The sequence below is a fragment of the Bradyrhizobium sp. ISRA436 genome (assembly GCF_029910015.1).
Taxonomy (GTDB): domain Bacteria; phylum Pseudomonadota; class Alphaproteobacteria; order Rhizobiales; family Xanthobacteraceae; genus Bradyrhizobium.
In genome coordinates, this window is the sequence record NZ_CP094519.1 from 1,250,120 (window position 1) to 1,266,250 (window position 16,131).

Here is a 16,131-nt window from a genome sequence, read left to right on the forward strand (position 1 = left end):
CGCCGATCCTCCGCCGCTTCGTCGGCTGGCTCGTGCTGACGGGGACCGTTCTGCTCGGCACGGCCGCCGCTTCTGCCCATCCCCATGTCTGGATCACGGCGAGGAGCGAGCTGATCTATGCCCCCGACGGCACCATCACCGGGGTCCGCCACGCCTGGACCTTCGACGACATGTTCTCAACCTATGCGCTGCAGGGCATCGAGGCCAAGACCAAGGGCACCTACAGCCGCGAGGAGCTGGCGCCGCTGGCACAGACCAATGTCGAGTCGCTGAAGGAATACGCCTATTTCACCTTCGCCAAGGCCGACGGCAAGAAGCAGAAGTTCACCGAGCCGGTCGACTACTTCCTCGAATACAGGGACACGGCGCTGACCCTGCACTTCACGCTACCGGTGAAGACGCCGTTCAAGGCCAGGCAGCTTGCGCTCGAAGTGTTCGATCCCACCTACTTCATCGACTTCCAATACGCCGACCAGGATCCGGTCAAGCTGGTCGGCGCATCGGCCGACTGCAAGATGCAGTTCGAGCGGCCGAATGACGGCACCGCTGCCGCGCAGAAGCTCGGCGAGCAGAACTTCCTGGACGGCGGCAACGGCAATTTCGGCATGATGTTCGCCAACAAGATCGTGGTGGATTGTCCATGACGACAATGCTGCCCCGCATGATGCGCGGCCTTGCCATCTCGGGCGCCGTGCTGGGTGCGGTGGTCGTGCTCGATGCCGCGGCCCATGCGCTGCTGGCGCAGAATCCGTTCGGCGCGCCGCGCGCGGCCGAGCCGCAGGGCGGCCTCGTCGGCTGGCTGCTTGCCAAGCAGTCGGAGTTCTACCGCGAGATGTCCGCCACCATCCGCGCCGCCAAATCCGACGGCTCGGCGGTCTGGACGCTGCTGGCGATCTCCTTTGCCTATGGGATCTTCCACGCCGCAGGGCCCGGCCACGGCAAGGCGGTGATCTCGTCCTATCTGGTCGCCAATCGCGAGACCACCCGCCGCGGCATCGTGCTGTCGTTCGCCTCAGCGCTGTTGCAGTCGCTGGTCGCTATCGTCGTCGTCGGGATCTGCGCCTGGCTGCTCAATGCGACGGCGAAGACGATGTGCGGGGCGGAGAAGGCGATCGAGATCACGAGCTACGCGCTGATCGCGGCCTTCGGCGCCCGGCTGCTCTGGGTCAAAGGCCGCGGCCTGATCCGGGCGCTGCAGGTGCCGCGCCCGGCGCTGGCGATGGCAGGCGCCCACGGTCATGGCGACCGCGACCATGAGCACGACCAGCACCATCACCATGCCCACGAGCATCACGATCATCATCATGGGCATGATCACGGCCATAACCACGATCATGACCCGAACCACGTCCATGACGAGCATTGCGGCCATTCGCACGGACCGACGCCGGCCGAACTCGCCGGTCCCGGCGGCTGGCAGCGCGGCCTGAGCGCGATTGTGGCGGTCGGGATCCGGCCGTGCTCGGGCGCAATCCTCGTGCTGGTGTTCGCGCTGGCGCAGGGACTGATCTGGGCCGGCATCGCCGCGACCTTCGTGATGGGGCTCGGCACCGCGATCACGGTGGCGGCAATCGCCATCGTGGCGGTATCAGCACGCGGGGTAGCCGAGAAGCTCAGCGCGGCGCGCGACGGCGGCGGCATGCTGTTCATGCGCGGCCTGGAATTCGCCGCCGCCGCGCTCGTGCTGCTGTTTGGGTTGGGTCTGCTGTTCGGCTACGTCGCCGCCGAACGGGTGACGTGCCTGTAAAGTTACCTAGCCGCTCGAATCTCATCAACGATCCGTCATTCCCGCGCAAAGGCTTCGCCTTTGTCGCTGGAAGTGCGAGCGGAGCGAGCCTCGAAGGATGAACGGCCCCGCCGGTGGCCGTCGTGCTTCGAGCTCCGCGGCCTCCTCAGCATGACGGGACCAGAGACGGGATTCACTCAACTCGTCAAATAGCTCCTTATCGCCGGCAGGAAGAAGATTGCGATGTTGATCGCGAAACCGATGCTCCACAGGATTGAGCGCAGTGTCGGCCGGTTGCCGATATAGGTGAAGACGTAGGCGATGCGTATGATCAGGAACAGTACGGCCAGCTCGTCGATCAGCCGTAAATGGCCGAGGCGGAATTCGGCAAGCAGCACGGCGACGGCGAAGAACGGGAAGGCCTCGAGGCCGTTCTGGTGGGCGCCGAGCGCCCGCGACCGGATAGGGTCGTCGTAGAAGCCGGGGTCGCGCGGCCGGGAATTGTCGAAACGACGGAAGCCGATCCATTTCACCGATGCGATCGTCAGAAGCGAAAGCATCAGCGTCCCGAAGACGCACCATTCGGCGACCGTCATGGTTCCTCCCCTTTTCAGAGCGGAACGTAGCCAACCCGCACTCGGCTTGACAAGGTTGGAGCAACGCGCGAAGCCGAAGGTCATCATGAGCACGGTCATTCCCTTCGGAAGTGTGAAGCGGGCCGCGGAAGCGACGCCCGAGCGCGTCGGCGTGCTGTTGGTCAATCTCGGCACGCCCGATACGGCCGATGCCGCGGGCGTGCGGGTCTATCTCAAGGAATTCCTTTCCGATCCGCGGGTGATCGAGGATCAGGGCCTGCTCTGGAAGCTGATCCTCAACGGCATCATCCTGCGCGTCCGTCCGCGCAGCAAGGCGCGCGACTACCTGAAGATCTGGAACGTCGAGAAGAACGAGTCGCCGCTGAAGACGATCACGCGCTCGCAGGCCGAGAAGCTTGCGGCCGATATCGCCGATCACGGGCACGTCACGATCGACTGGGCGATGCGCTACGGGAATCCGTCGATCCAGTCGCGCATCGAGGCGCTCGCCGCGCACGGCTGCAGCCGCCTCCTGGTCGTGCCGCTCTATCCGCAATATTCCGCCGCAACTTCCGCAACCGTCTGCGACGAGGTGTTTCGTGTGCTGGCCGGCATGCGCGCGCAGCCGATCCTGCGGGTGACGCCGCCTTATTACGACGACCCCGCCTATATCGAGGCGCTGGCGCAGTCGATCAATGCGCATCTGGCTGACATGCGGTTTCAGCCCGAAATCATTCTCGCGTCCTTCCACGGCATGCCGAGGGAGTATGTCGAGAAGGGCGATCCCTATCAGGCTCAGTGCATCGCGACGACGGACGCCTTGCGCAAGCGGCTCGGGCTCGAAGCGTCGCAGCTGATCCTCACCTTCCAGTCGCGTTTCGGTAACGCCGAGTGGCTACAGCCCTATACGGACAAGACCGTCGAGAAACTGGCAAAGGATGGCGTGCGGCGGATCGCCGTGGTCATGCCCGGCTTCTCCGCCGACTGCCTGGAGACGCTGGAAGAGATCGCGCAGGAGAATGCCGAGATCTTCAGGCACAATGGCGGCGAGCAGTTCACCGCGATCCCCTGCCTCAACGACAGTGACGGCGGCATGAACGTGATCCGCCAGCTGGTGCTGCGCGAGCTGCAAGGCTGGATCTGATTGTTAACGACTGGATCTAGATTGTTAACGATCCATGACGCTGGACACGCCGCGCCGGTTCAGCCTTCATACCATCTGGCAGCCCGCAAGACCGCTCCCTACGTAATGGTCAAAAGAACAGCCGGCTGAACCGGCGTAGCAGTCCTGCCGACCAATGCACGGACCGCGCCTGGCGACGGTTCTGGCCGGCCCTGGAGGACTTCATGACTGGTTTCGATATTTTCGCGATCGCGTTTGTTCTTCTCGTCATCGTCACGCTGTTTGCCGGGGTCAAGACCGTCCCGCAAGGCTTTGACTGGACCATCGAGCGGTTCGGCAAATACACCCGCACGTTGACGCCGGGCCTCAATCTGATCGTGCCCTATTTCGATCGCGTCGGCCGCAAGATCAACATGATGGAGCAGGTGATCGACATCCCCGAGCAGGAGGTGATCACCAAGGACAACGCCACCGTGACGGTGGACGGTGTCGCGTTCTTCCAGGTGTTCGATGCCGCGAAGGCGAGCTACGAGGTGGCCAACCTGACGCAGGCGATCACCGTGCTGACCATGACCAACATCCGCTCGGTGATGGGCTCGATGGATCTCGACCAGGTGCTGTCGCATCGCGACGAGATCAACGAGCGGCTGCTGCGCGTGGTCGACGCTGCGGTCTCGCCCTGGGGCGTCAAGGTCAACCGCATCGAGATCAAGGACATCGTGCCGCCGGCCGACCTTGTCGAGGCGATGGGCCGGCAGATGAAGGCCGAGCGCGTCAAGCGCGCCGACATCCTGCAGGCGGAAGGCCAGCGGCAGTCCGAGATCCTGCGCGCCGAGGGCGCCAAGCAAGGCCAGATCCTGCAGGCCGAGGGCCGCCGCGAAGCCGCCTTCCGTGATGCCGAGGCGCGCGAGCGTCTCGCCGAGGCCGAGGCCAAGGCGACGCAGATGGTCTCGGACTCGATCGCCAAGGGCGACGTCGCCGCGTTGAACTATTTCATCGCTGACAAGTACATCAAGGCGTTCGGCCTGCTCGCGGAATCGCCGAACCAGAAGGTGCTGATGCTGCCGATCGAGACCGCGAGCGTGCTGGGCTCGCTTGCCGGCATCGGCGAGATCGCGCGCGCCACGTTCGGCGAGAGCGCCGCGTCCGCCACTGCGGCCGCGCGGCGCGGCTCGGTGCCGCCGGCTGGGCCAACTCCGCCGGCAGTGCCGCCGGCCGGGCCGACTCTGCCGCCGATGCCGCCGCAGAGGTGAGGGCGTGATAGCATCGCGCCCGCAATCATAGAGGTCGTGTCATGACCGAGATGTTTTCGACGTTGGGCACCTGGAACTGGCTGATCTTCGGCTTCATCCTGATGGCGCTGGAGCTGGTGGCGCCCGGCATGTTCCTGTTCTGGCTTGGGCTTGCGGCGCTCTTGGTCGGTCTGCTGTCGTTCGTGATCAATCCGTCGTGGCAGACGCAGCTTTTGATGTTCGCGGTGTTCGCCGCGGCCGCGGTGCCGGCGTGGCGGCATTTTGCCAAGAGCGCGACGGAGGCGAGCAAGAGCAACCCGTTCCTCAACCGCCGCAACGAGGCCCTGATCGGCCGCGAATTCACGCTGGAGAAGCCGATCATCGACGGCGCGGGCACGGTGCGGATCGACGATACGATCTGGCGCATCGCCGGCCCCGATACCCCGGCCGGCAGCCGGGTGAAGGTCATCCGCGCCGACGGTGCCAGCCTGACGGTGGCGGTAGCCTAGCTGCTGCTCTGCCTGCGCCAGCGCTCGGCGAAGCGATTGAGCGGAGCGAAAGTCTGCAACAGCTCCCTGCCGAGCGCGGTGAGGCGGTAGCCGTCATCGGCCAGCTCGACGAAACCGGCGTCGCGCAGCTCGGTCAGCCGCGTCTGCAGGATTGTCGGCGACGCCTCATCGCAGGCGGTGCGCAACGCGCGCGAGGTCAGCGCGGTCTCCCGCAGCTCCCAGATGATCCGCAACGTCCAGCGGCGGCCCAACAGGTCGAGCAGCGCCATGATCGGGCGCCCGGTCCGCGAGCCGCGGACGCCGGGTCTGGCGGGCTGAACCTGCTTCGGCATGAGCGCGAATCCCTCTTGCGCATTGCTACAGATATTGTAGCGTCATGCTACAATAATTGTAGTGAAATATCAGGCCATGTCACGCATCGCGCCGCTCGATCCGCCTTACGCGGCGGACGTTCAACAGCAGTTCGACCGCATCATGCGCGGCGCGCCACCGCTCGTGCTGTTCCGCGTCATGGCCGGCCATCCGCGCGCATGGGAGAAATTCCGCGGCGGCAGCCTGCTTGACCGCGGGCCGCTGCCCTTGCGGGAGCGCGAGATCGTGATCGACCGCACCTGCGCGCTGAACGCCTGCGAATATGAGTGGGGTGTGCACGTCACCGCGTTCGGCGCAGCCGCCGAGCTTTCGGAGGAGCAGGTCCGCGCCACCGTGCACGGCCCCGCCGGCGCAAGCTGCTGGTCACTGGCCGAACAGGCGATGATCGCGGCAGTCGACGCGCTGCATGCGCGCGCGACGTTGAGCGAGGTCGAGTTCGCAGCGCTGAGAGCGCATTACGACGACGACCAGATCCTGGAGATCATCCTGCTGTGCGGCTTCTACCGCACCGTCTCCTATCTCACCAACGCGCTGGCCATGCCGCTGGAAGCGACCGCGGCGCGGTTTCCGAGGTAATGAACCGTCATTGCGAGGAGCGAAGCGACGAAGCAATCCATCTTTCCTCGCGCTCGGAAGGATGGATTGCTTTGCTTCGCTCGCAATGACGAGGTGAGAGACTGAGCTGGTCTACGCCACGCCCGCGCGCAAGAGGTCGTGCAGATGGATGATGCCGACCGGCTTCTTCACATCCGTCACGATCAGCGTGGTGATCTTCGACGCGTTGAGCAGCTCCAGCGCCTCGCCGGCGAGCGTGTCGCGGCCGATCGTTTTCGGGGTCCCCGTCATCACCTCGTCGACCGACAGCGCCAGCAGGTCGGGGCGCATATGACGGCGCAGGTCCCCGTCGGTGACGATGCCGACGAGATGCCCGTGCCGGTCGACGATGCCGACGCAGCCAAAGCCCTTCGAGGTCATCTCGACCAGCGCGTCCGACATCTTGGTGCCGAGCGGCTTCAAGGGCACGGCATCGCCGCCATGCATCAGGTCGCGCGCAAATTTCAGCATGGCCCCGAGCTTGCCGCCGGGATGCAGCACGCTGAAATCGGTCGAGGTGAAGCCGCGGCCTTCGAGCAGCGCGATCGCCAGGGCATCGCCGAGCGCCAGCATCATTAGCGAGGATGTGGTCGGCGCCAGATTGTGCGGACAGGCCTCGCGCGCCTTGGGCAGCGTCAGCTGCACGTCGGCCGCCTTGCTCAGGGTCGAGTCCTTGTCTGCCGTCATCGCGATCAAGGGAATGCCGAAGCGCGCCCCGTAGGCGATCAGGTTGCGCATCTCCGGCTGCTCGCCGGACCAGGACAGCGCCAGGATCGCGTCGTCGGCGGTGATCATGCCGAGGTCGCCGTGGCTGGCCTCCGCGGCGTGCACGAAGAACGCCGGCGTTCCGGTCGAGGCGAAGGTCGCCGCGATCTTGCGTCCGATATGGCCCGACTTGCCGAGCCCGGTGACGATCAGCCGCCCCTTGGCGTTGCGGATCAGCTCTGCCGCCGCGATGAAGGACACGCCGAGGTCGGACTTGAGCGCCGCAGCGATCGCGGCGACGCCGCTCGCTTCGGCATCAAGGGTGCGGAGCGCCGATTGAACGGCACCGTCGTCGGGGCCGGATGATTTGGTCATCAGCGGTTTCGGTTTGGCCATATTGGATTCCAGGGGAGGGGCTTTGCGCCCGGGTGTCTCCCTTAGCACGGTCCACTCGTAGAGGCGACGTGCGGCGCGCAGCCCTCAACGGCTCATTAACCATAATTGTTTTTACTGCATTAACGACGTTTTCCGGCGGCAGTTGGAATGCGTCCGTCAAGTACGTGAATTTGTTGGGGTATTTTCTGTCGTGGTGCGGAGGCCAGCAAGGGGCCGGGCTGGGCGCGGGCGTCTCGTTCGCGTTGCCTTGCCGTGCCTTGTGCTGACCGCGACCACGGGGCTCGCCGAGGCCCAGACCGTCACGCCCGATCTCTTCAGCCCGACCCGCCAAAGCCAGTTCATCGATCCGAACTCGCCGCTGCGGCCAATCACGGCCGATGCGGGCGATTCGCTCATCAGCTCGGGCTTACCCGACCTCGATCGCAACCGGCGTGCGCCATCGCGTACCGGTGCCGGCCAGGTCGGTGCCGGCCAGCTCCCGACCTACGGCCTGCCGGCCGCCAACGGTGCGTCGACCTCGGGCTACGACTCGCTCAACCGCAAGCGCCAGAGGCCGAAATATTATCCGGGCCAGCCCAGGCCGAAGCCGTCGCCGGGCCCCGGCACGCCGCCGCCAGCGTCGCCGCCGCTCGACGCCGCCGGGCAGTTGCGGCTGTCGATTCCGCCATCGGCAACGGCCAACAAGCCGCCGGTCCCGCCGGCGATAGCCGGCACCATTCCGGGGCAGCCGCCGCGCAGGCGGCTGAGGCTCGATGACGATCCGTTCGGTGCGGTCGGCGATTACGCCGGCTCGTTCCTGATCAAGACCGCGGTCGAGGTCATGGCCGGCTACGATACCAATCCGGGCCGGCTGTATTCGCCGCAGGGACGCGCGTTCTACATGGTCGCACCGGAATTCCTCGCGGTGTCCGACTGGGAGCGCCACGCGGTCGTGGCCGACCTGCGCGGCTCCTTCACCGGCTACGGCTCTGGCCTGACGCCGAACGCCGACGGCACGCCGCTGTCAGCGCCGCTCGACATCGACCGTCCCAATTTCGTCGGCCATGTCGACGGCCGCTTCGACGTTTCGAGAGACACGCGCCTCACGGCGCAGGCGCGCTTCCTGGTCTCGACCGACAATCCCGGCAGCCCGAACATTCAGGCCGGCCTCGCCAGATATCCGCTCTACAGCACGATCGGCGGCACCTTCGGCTTCGACCAGAATTTCAACCGCCTGCAGGTCTCCGCCGGCGCCACCATCGACCGCACCGATTATCAGTGGTCCAAGCTCACCGACGGCACCACGTCGTCGAACGACGATCGCAACTTCACCCAGTATGGCGGCGTCGGCCGCGTCAGCTATGAGCTGACGCCCGCCGTCAAGCCGTTCCTCGAGGTGGAAGGCGACAGCCGCGTCCATGATCTCTATCTCGACCGCGCCGGCTACGCGCGCGATTCGAACGGCGGCTACGCCAAGGCCGGCACGTCCTTCGAGTTCACGCGGCTGTTGTTCGGCGAGGTCTCGATCGGCTACGCGATGCGCGACTATGCCGACACGCGGCTCGGCCGGCTCGAGGGCCTGCTCACTACGGCGTCATTGACCTGGACCGCGACGCCGCTGACGACCGCCAAGTTCTACTCGGACACGCAGCTCGGCGAGACCACGCTGCCCGGCACCTCGGGCGTGCTGTCGCGCACCTACACCGTCGAGGTCGATCACGATTTCCGCCGCTGGCTGACTGCGATCGGCAAGTTCACCTACGGCACGCTCGAGTACAAGGGCGACAACCGCACCGATACGATCTACTCGGTGTCGACAGACCTGATCTACAAGATGACCCGCAGCCTCTGGGTCAAGGGTACCGTGCGCCGCGACTGGCTGGACTCCAACCAGCCCGGACAAAGCTCTGCGTCGACGGTGGTGATGCTGGGCGTGCGGGTGCAGAATTGAGCTGTTGAACTCTCGCCGCGATCGTAACTCGTCATGCTCCGCGCATGCGGGGCATTCAGTACGCCGCGGCTTCTCGGCTTAAACTCTGGCGTCTCTGGAATACTGGATCGCCCGCTTTCGCGGGCGATGACAGTCGAGCTTGTGGTTGCGGTTCGGCGTAACTGCCGCCGCGGGTTACCGCGGCAGGTCCGTCTTCCCCATCAGGAAGGTGTCGATCGAGCGCGCGCAGAGGCGGCCTTCGCGGATCGCCCATACTACGAGCGACTGGCCGCGGCGCATGTCGCCGGCGGAGAAGACCTTGGGCTGCGAGGTCTGGTAGTCCTGCAGGTTGGCGCGGACGTTGCCGCGCTGGTCGAGATCGACGCCGAGCGTCTTGAGCAGGCCCTCGTGCACGGGATGCACGAAGCCCATCGCGAGCAGCACGAGCTCGGCTTGAAGCGTGAACTCGGTGCCGGGCAGCGGCTTGAACTTGTCGTCGACCCTAACGCAATGCAGCTTGGTGACCTTGCCGTTGGTGCCCTCGAACTTCTGGGTCAGCACCGCGAATTCGCGCACCGCGCCTTCGGCCTGGCTCGACGACGTACGCATCTTCAACGGCCAGTTCGGCCAGATCACGCCCTTGTTCTCGTGCTCGGGCGGCGCCGGCATGATCTCGAGCTGGGTCACCGACAGCGCTCCTTGCCGGAACGAGGTGCCGATGCAGTCCGAGCCGGTGTCGCCGCCGCCGATCACGACGACATGCTTGCCGCCGGCGAGGATCTCGGCGGCGCCGTTCTGCGGCTCGCCGGAGACGCGGCGGTTCTGCTGCGGCAGGAAGTCCATCGCGAAGTGGATGCCGGCGAGTTCGCGGCCGGGGATCGGCAGGTCGCGCGGGGCTTCGGCGCCGCCGGTCAGCGCGACGGCGTCATACTGCTTGACCAGCTCCTGCGGATCGATCGCGTTCATGGCAATGCCGCCAACGGGCTTGCCGTAATGGAAGGTGACGCCTTCGGCTTCCATCTGCGCCACGCGGCGGTCGATGATGTTCTTTTCCATCTTGAAGTCGGGGATGCCGTAGCGCAGCAGGCCGCCGGCCTTGGCGTACTTCTCGTAGACATGCACCTCGTGGCCGGCGCGCGCGAGCTGCTGTGCGCAGGCGAGGCCGGCGGGGCCGGAGCCGATGATGGCGACCTTCTTGCCGGTCTTCTCCGGTGCGATCTCCGGCTTCAGCCAGCCATTGTCCCAGGCGCGGTCGACGATCGCGCATTCGATGGTCTTGATGGTCACCGGGTTGTCGTCGATGTTGAGCGTGCAGGACGCCTCGCATGGCGCCGGACAGATGCGCCCGGTGAACTCCGGAAAGTTGTTGGTCGAGTGCAGGTTGCGCGAGGCCTCTTCCCAGTTGCCCTGATAGACGAGGTCGTTGAAGTCGGGGATCTGGTTGTTGACCGGGCAGCCCGGCGTGCCCGGCGCGGCGGAGCCGGTGCCGTGGCAATAGGGGATGCCGCAGTTCATGCAGCGCGCGGCCTGGTCGCGCGTGTCCTTCTCGCTCAAGGGGATGACGAACTCGTTGAAGTTCTTCAGCCGCTCGGCGACCGGCGTGTACTTGCGCTCATTGCGGTCGATCTCGAGAAAACCTGTAATCTTTCCCATTAAACCCGATGCCCCTGCATCATGTGTTCGTCCAAATGTCTTCTGTCACGTCCCGTCATTGCGAGGAGCGGAGCGACGAAGCAATCCATCCATCCGCAGGATCTATGGATTGCTTCGCTGCGCTCGCAATGACGGTTCCGTCCAAAGCTTACGCACCGATCGCGATTTTCGGCTCGGCATCGGCGTTCGCCTTCATTTCCTTCAGCGCGCGGCGGTACTCCACCGGCATCACCTTGCGGAATTTCGGCAGCCACGTCTTCCAGTTCGCGAGGATCTCGGCGGCCTTCTTCGAGCCGGTCAGCTTGGCGTGACGCGTGATCAGGACGTGCAGCCGCTCGACGTCGGAGTCGAGCAGGTTCTGGAACACGTCGACCCGGCCATGCGCCTCGAGATCGCCGGAGTGATTATAGGTGCCGGCGTTGATCATCTCCTCCGACAGCACCGGCTCCAGCTCGACCATCGCGAGGTTGCAGAGCTTGGCGAAGTCGCCGGCCTCGTCCAGCACATAGGCGATGCCGCCGGACATGCCGGCCGCGAAGTTGCGCCCGGTCTTGCCGAGCACCACCACGATGCCGCCGGTCATGTATTCGCAGCAATGGTCGCCTGAGCCTTCGACGACCGCGACCGCGCCGGAGTTGCGCACCGCGAAGCGCTCGCCGGCGATGCCGCGGAAGTAGCACTCGCCCGCGATCGCGCCGTACATCACGGTGTTGCCGACGATGATCGACTCTTCGGGAACGATGCCGGAGCCCTTCGGCGGCTTGATGATGATGCGGCCGCCGGAGAGGCCCTTGCCGACATAGTCGTTGCCTTCACCCTCGAGCTCGAAGGTGACGCCCTTGGCGAGCCACGCGCCGAACGCCTGTCCCGCCGTGCCCTTGAGGTCGACATGGATGGTGTCGAGCGGCAGCCCCTCGTGGCCGTAGATCTTGGCCACCGCGCCCGACAGCATCGCGCCGGCGGAACGGTCGGTGTTGTGGATCTCTTCCTCGATCCTGACCGGCGCGCCGCGATCGAGCGCGGCCTGCGCCTTCTCGATCAGCCGGCGGTCGAGCACGGCTTCCAGATGATGGTTCTGGGCCTCCGAGTGATAGATCGTCTGGCCCTTCTCCTCCGGCTGCCGCACGAACAGCTTGGAGAAGTCGAGGCCCTTGGCCTTCCAGTGCGAGACCAGCGCGGTCTGGTCCAGCATCTGGACCTGGCCGACCATCTCGTCGAACTTGCGGTAGCCAAGCTGCGCCATGATCTCGCGCACTTCCTCGGCGACGAAGAAGAAGTAGTTGATGACGTGCTCGGGCTGGCCGGTGAAGCGCTTGCGCAGCACCGGGTCCTGGGTCGCGACGCCGACCGGGCAGGTGTTGAGGTGGCACTTGCGCATCATGATGCAGCCCGCCGCGATCAGCGGCGCGGTGGCGAAGCCGAACTCGTCGGCGCCGAGCAGCGCGCCGATCACGACGTCACGTCCGGTGCGGAAGCCGCCGTCGACCTGCACCGCGATGCGGCTGCGCAGCCGCTGGCGCACCAGCGTCTGGTGGGTTTCGGCGAGACCGATCTCCCACGGCGAGCCGGCATGCTTGATCGAGGTCAGGGGGGAGGCACCGGTGCCGCCCTCGAAGCCCGCGATCGTCACATGGTCGGCACGCGCCTTGGCGACGCCGGCGGCAACCGTGCCGACGCCGACCTCGGAGACGAGCTTGACCGAGACCTGACCGTCCGGATTGACGTTCTTGAGGTCGTAGATCAGCTGGGCGAGGTCTTCGATCGAATAGATGTCGTGATGCGGCGGCGGCGAGATCAGGCCGACGCCCGGCGTCGAATGCCGCACCTTGGCGATCGTCGCATCGACCTTGTGGCCGGGCAACTGGCCGCCTTCGCCGGGCTTGGCGCCCTGCGCCATCTTGATCTGCATCATGTCGGAGTTGACGAGATACTCCGTCGTCACGCCGAACCGGCCCGAGGCGACCTGCTTGATCGCCGAGCGCATGGAATCGCCGTTCGGCAGCGGCTTGAAGCGATCGGCTTCCTCACCGCCTTCGCCGGTGTTCGACTTGCCGCCGATCCGGTTCATCGCGATCGCGAGCGTGGTATGCGCCTCGCGCGAGATCGAGCCGAACGACATCGCACCAGTCGAGAACCGCTTGACGATCTCCTTGGCCGGTTCGACCTCCTCGAGCTTGACCGGCTTGCGCTTGTCGTCCTCGGCGGTCTTGATCCGGAACAGGCCGCGCAGCGTCAGCAGCCGCTCCGACTGCTCGTTGAGGATCTTGGCGAACGCCCGGTAGCGCTCCTGCGAGTTGCCGCGGACGGCATGCTGCAGCGTCGAGACCGATTCCGCGGTCCAGGCGTGGTCCTCGCCGCGGGTGCGGAAGGCATATTCGCCGCCGACGTCGAGCGCGCTCTTGTAGACCTGCGCGTCACCGAACGCGTCGATGTGGCGCCGCACCGTCTCCTCGGCGATCTCGGCGAGGCCCACGCCCTCGATGCGGGTGTGGGTGCCGGCAAAATACTTGGCGACGAAGTCCGCTTTCAGGCCAACCGCGTCGAAGATCTGCGCGCCGCAATAGGACTGGTAGGTCGAAATGCCCATCTTGGACATCACCTTGAGCAGGCCCTTGCCGATCGACTTGATGTAGCGCTTGACGATCTCATAATCGTCGAGCGCGCCGGGCAGCTTGTCCTTCATCGCGAGGATGGTCTCGAACGCGAGATAGGGATTGATCGCCTCGGCGCCGTAGCCCGCGAGACAGGCGAAGTGATGCACTTCGCGCGGCTCGCCGGATTCGATCACGAGGCCGACCGAGGTGCGCAAGCCGGTGCGGATCAAGTGATGATGCACGGCGGCGCAGGCGAGCAGCGACGGGATCGGGATCCGGTCGGTGCCGGTCATGCGGTCGGACAGGATGATGATGTTGATGCCCTCGCGCACCGCACCCTCGGCGCGCGCGCAGAGCTCGTCGAGCACCTGCTCCATGCCCGCCGCGCCGAAGCCGGCGTGGAAGGTGGTGTCGAGCGTGCGCGACTTGAAGTGCGTTTCGGCAACGTCGGAGATCGAGCGGATCTTCTCGAGGTCCGCGTCGGTCAGGATCGGCTGGCGCACCTCGAGGCGCTTGGTCGAGGCCAGCCCCTGCAGGTCGAACAGGTTCGGCCGCGGCCCGATGATCGAGACGAGGCTCATCACGAGCTCCTCGCGGATCGGATCGATCGGCGGGTTGGTGACCTGCGCGAAGTTCTGCTTGAAGTAGGTGAAGAGCTGCTTCGGCCGGTTCGACAGCGCCGAAATCGGCGTGTCGTTGCCCATCGAGCCCGCGGCTTCCTCGCCGGTGGCAGCCATCGGCGTCATCAGGATGGTGATGTCTTCCTGGCTGTAGCCGAACGCCTGCTGCCGGTCGAGCAGCGGCAGGTTGGAGCGCACGCCCTTGGTCGGCGCATCCGGCAGCTCCTCAAGCTGCATCTGGGTGCGATGCAGCCAGTCGCTGTAGGGATGGCTCTTGGCGAGATCGGCCTTGATCTCGTCGTCCGGAATCAGGCGGCCCTGCTCGAGGTCGACCAGCAGCATCTTGCCTGGCTGCAGCCGCCACTTGGTGACGATCTGCTCCTCCGGAATCTTCAGGACGCCCATCTCGGACGCCATCACGATGCGGTCGTCCTTGGTGACGAGATAGCGCGCCGGGCGCAGGCCGTTACGGTCGAGGGTGGCGCCGATCTTGCGGCCGTCGGTGAAGGCGATCGCGGCCGGGCCGTCCCACGGCTCCATCAGGGCGGCATGATATTCGTAGAAGGCGCGGCGCTGCTCATCCATCAGCGGATTGCCGGCCCACGCTTCCGGAATCATCATCATGACGGCGTGCGGAAGGGAATATCCGCCCTGCACGAGGAATTCGAGCGCGTTGTCGAAGCAGGCGGTGTCGCTCTGGCCTTCGTAAGAGATCGGCCAGAGACGGCTGATGTCCTTGCCGTAGAGCTCCGAATGCACGGAGGCCTGGCGGGCCGCCATCCAGTTGACGTTGCCGCGCAGCGTGTTGATCTCGCCGTTATGGGCGATCATCCGGTAGGGATGCGCCAGCGACCAGGTCGGGAAGGTGTTGGTCGAGAAGCGCTGATGCACCAGCGCCAGCGCGCTCTCGAAATCCGCCTCGTGCAGATCGGGATAGTACTTGCCGAGCTGGTCGGCGAGGAACATGCCCTTGTAGATCACGGTGCGGCACGACATCGAGCAGACGTAGTAGCCGGACATGCCGCGGTCGCGGCGCTGGTAGATCGCCTGCGAGATCGACTTGCGCAGGATGTAGAGCCGGCGCTCGAAATCGTCGTCGCTCTTGGCGGCGCCGTTGCGGCCGATGAAGACCTGCATGTGATAGGGTTCGGTCGGCTTCACGGTGGCGCCGAGCGAGGAGTTGTCGCTCGGGACGTCGCGCCAGCCGAGCAGCTTGAAGCCCTCGTTCCTGATCTCGTCGGCGATGATGCTCTTGATCACGTTCCGCCACGCGGAATCGCGCGGCATGAACAGCGCGCCGATGGCGTAGTCGCCGGGCTTCGGCAGCTTGAAGCCGAGCTCGGCGGTCTTGCGCGCGAAGAAGGCGTGCGGGATCTGCACCAGAATGCCGGCGCCGTCGCCGGCGCGCGGGTCGGCGCCGACGGCGCCGCGATGCTCGAGATTGCAGAGGATGCTCAGCGCGTCGGAGACGATCTGATGCGACTTCTGGCCCTTGATGTTGGCGATGAAGCCGACGCCGCAGGAATCCTTTTCCAGGCTCGGATCGAACAGGCCTTCGGCTTTCGGGCGCCAAGTATGGAGTTCAAGCGGGTACAGTTCACGTGCGGGCTCGGCGGCTTTCGAGTCCGCGGTCGCCGACAGCGTTCCTGCCACGATGGTTTCGCGCTCGAATTCCGACCCGCTCATGTGTCCTCTCCCTTCCGTAAAGGGGCCTCACTGTCATTGGCGCACCTTGGGCGTTGCGGCACCCACCGGGGCCACCGCTCGTCCGCCGCGAGCCGCAATTTCTTTAATTCAGGCGAGGGGCGTTCAACGTCCCTGAGGAACGGCCCTGCCTGCAGCATTCTCGGAGCCCGGGGCGCCGAGGTTTCGTTGCAATCCCTATGCCGGGATGGCCCCGAAATTGAGACAGCTTTGCTGTCCTAACTCCGACCTTGCCAAATTTTTGTCTATCACACAAGCGCGTGAAAGTCCTCGCCCGCATGTCAAATCGGACGTCTCGGCGGGCGCGGACCGCCCCCGATTTGAAGCAAACGCGCCGTGATGTGGCCCAAGGACCGGCCAAGGACCGCCGGAATTCATCATGAAATTTCGTGCCGGGCAACCGACAAGAGAGCGAGAAC

Annotated in this window: 12 protein-coding genes; 7 read left to right on the forward strand and 5 right to left on the reverse strand. The window is 65.5% G+C overall.

The annotated features are described in order from the left end of the window. Nucleotides 1-5 precede the first annotated feature (5 nt). Together MTX23_RS05975 and MTX23_RS05980 are read left to right on the forward strand one after the other, a co-directional pair. Nucleotides 6-644, forward strand: coding sequence for a DUF1007 family protein (locus tag MTX23_RS05975; protein WP_280977982.1), 639 nt, complete (start codon nt 6-8; stop codon nt 642-644). Continuing rightward, nucleotides 641-1,747: a nickel/cobalt transporter gene (locus MTX23_RS05980; RefSeq protein WP_280975705.1), complete on the forward strand. Its 1,107-nt coding sequence runs from the start codon at nt 641-643 to the stop codon at nt 1,745-1,747. Before MTX23_RS05975 ends, MTX23_RS05980 begins: the two co-directional genes overlap by 4 nt. Nucleotides 1,748-1,923: 176 nt before the next feature. On the opposite strand, the gene MTX23_RS05985 is transcribed toward MTX23_RS05980, so the two are convergent. Continuing rightward, nucleotides 1,924-2,322: an MAPEG family protein gene (locus MTX23_RS05985; protein ID WP_280977983.1), complete on the reverse strand. Its 399-nt coding sequence runs from the start codon at nt 2,320-2,322 to the stop codon at nt 1,924-1,926. 85 nt (nt 2,323-2,407) lie between these two features. On the opposite strand from MTX23_RS05985, the gene hemH reads away from it, so the two are divergent. The 3 genes from hemH (at nt 2,408) to MTX23_RS06000 (ending at nt 5,165) form a co-directional block, all read left to right on the forward strand. Next, nucleotides 2,408-3,445: a ferrochelatase gene (hemH, locus tag MTX23_RS05990; RefSeq protein WP_280975706.1), complete on the forward strand. Its 1,038-nt coding sequence runs from the start codon at nt 2,408-2,410 to the stop codon at nt 3,443-3,445. A 203-nt stretch (nt 3,446-3,648) separates the two neighbouring features. Continuing rightward, nucleotides 3,649-4,677 carry an SPFH domain-containing protein gene (locus MTX23_RS05995; protein WP_280975707.1) on the forward strand — a complete coding sequence of 343 codons (1,029 nt, stop codon included), beginning with the start codon at nt 3,649-3,651 and terminating at the stop codon, nt 4,675-4,677. 41 nt (nt 4,678-4,718) lie between these two features. Further along, nucleotides 4,719-5,165, forward strand: a complete 447-nt coding sequence (locus tag MTX23_RS06000) for an NfeD family protein (RefSeq protein ID WP_280975708.1) — start codon at nt 4,719-4,721, stop codon at nt 5,163-5,165. Here MTX23_RS06000 and MTX23_RS06005 read toward each other — a convergent pair. Beyond that, complete coding sequence (locus tag MTX23_RS06005; RefSeq protein ID WP_280975709.1) at nt 5,162-5,497, reverse strand: helix-turn-helix domain-containing protein; 336 nt, start codon at nt 5,495-5,497, stop codon at nt 5,162-5,164. The two genes, MTX23_RS06000 and MTX23_RS06005, sit on opposite strands and share 4 nt — an antisense overlap. A 76-nt stretch (nt 5,498-5,573) precedes the next feature. Here MTX23_RS06005 and MTX23_RS06010 point away from each other — a divergent pair, with 76 nt between their 5' ends. Next, the gene (locus MTX23_RS06010; protein ID WP_280975710.1) at nt 5,574-6,113 is read left to right on the forward strand and encodes a carboxymuconolactone decarboxylase family protein; all 540 of its coding nucleotides are present in this window, start codon (nt 5,574-5,576) and stop codon (nt 6,111-6,113) included. A gap of 111 nt (nt 6,114-6,224) precedes the next feature. On the opposite strand, the gene MTX23_RS06015 is transcribed toward MTX23_RS06010, so the two are convergent. Then, nucleotides 6,225-7,232, reverse strand: coding sequence for a KpsF/GutQ family sugar-phosphate isomerase (locus tag MTX23_RS06015; protein WP_280975711.1), 1,008 nt, complete (start codon nt 7,230-7,232; stop codon nt 6,225-6,227). Between the two features lie 247 nt (nt 7,233-7,479). On the opposite strand from MTX23_RS06015, the gene MTX23_RS06020 reads away from it, so the two are divergent. Then, on the forward strand, nt 7,480-9,162 hold the full coding sequence (locus MTX23_RS06020; RefSeq protein ID WP_280975712.1) for an outer membrane beta-barrel protein: 1,683 nt from the start codon (nt 7,480-7,482) through the stop codon (nt 9,160-9,162). A 174-nt stretch (nt 9,163-9,336) separates the two neighbouring features. Here MTX23_RS06020 and MTX23_RS06025 read toward each other — a convergent pair whose 3' ends face one another. Both MTX23_RS06025 and gltB read right to left on the reverse strand, forming a co-directional pair. Then, nucleotides 9,337-10,794, reverse strand: coding sequence for a glutamate synthase subunit beta (locus MTX23_RS06025; RefSeq protein WP_280975713.1), 1,458 nt, complete (start codon nt 10,792-10,794; stop codon nt 9,337-9,339). A 148-nt stretch (nt 10,795-10,942) separates the two neighbouring features. Next, the gene (gene gltB, locus MTX23_RS06030) at nt 10,943-15,694 is read right to left on the reverse strand and encodes a glutamate synthase large subunit (protein ID WP_280975714.1); all 4,752 of its coding nucleotides are present in this window, start codon (nt 15,692-15,694) and stop codon (nt 10,943-10,945) included. Nucleotides 15,695-16,131 lie beyond the last annotated feature (437 nt).

Excerpts from the sequence above, each read along its gene's own strand:
- MTX23_RS05980 (WP_280975705.1), top strand. The coding sequence starts at position 641 with ATGACGACAATGCTGCCCCGCATGATGCGCGGCCTTGCCATCTCGGGC.
- MTX23_RS05985 (WP_280977983.1), bottom strand. The coding sequence starts at position 2,322 with ATGACGGTCGCCGAATGGTGCGTCTTCGGGACGCTGATGCTTTCGCTT.
- hemH (WP_280975706.1), top strand. The coding sequence starts at position 2,408 with ATGAGCACGGTCATTCCCTTCGGAAGTGTGAAGCGGGCCGCGGAAGCG.
- MTX23_RS05995 (WP_280975707.1), top strand. The coding sequence starts at position 3,649 with ATGACTGGTTTCGATATTTTCGCGATCGCGTTTGTTCTTCTCGTCATC.
- MTX23_RS06000 (WP_280975708.1), top strand. The coding sequence starts at position 4,719 with ATGACCGAGATGTTTTCGACGTTGGGCACCTGGAACTGGCTGATCTTC.
- MTX23_RS06005 (WP_280975709.1), bottom strand. The coding sequence starts at position 5,497 with ATGCCGAAGCAGGTTCAGCCCGCCAGACCCGGCGTCCGCGGCTCGCGG.
- MTX23_RS06010 (WP_280975710.1), top strand. The coding sequence starts at position 5,574 with ATGTCACGCATCGCGCCGCTCGATCCGCCTTACGCGGCGGACGTTCAA.
- MTX23_RS06015 (WP_280975711.1), bottom strand. The coding sequence starts at position 7,232 with ATGGCCAAACCGAAACCGCTGATGACCAAATCATCCGGCCCCGACGAC.
- MTX23_RS06025 (WP_280975713.1), bottom strand. The coding sequence starts at position 10,794 with ATGGGAAAGATTACAGGTTTTCTCGAGATCGACCGCAATGAGCGCAAG.
- gltB (WP_280975714.1), bottom strand. The coding sequence starts at position 15,694 with ATGAGCGGGTCGGAATTCGAGCGCGAAACCATCGTGGCAGGAACGCTG.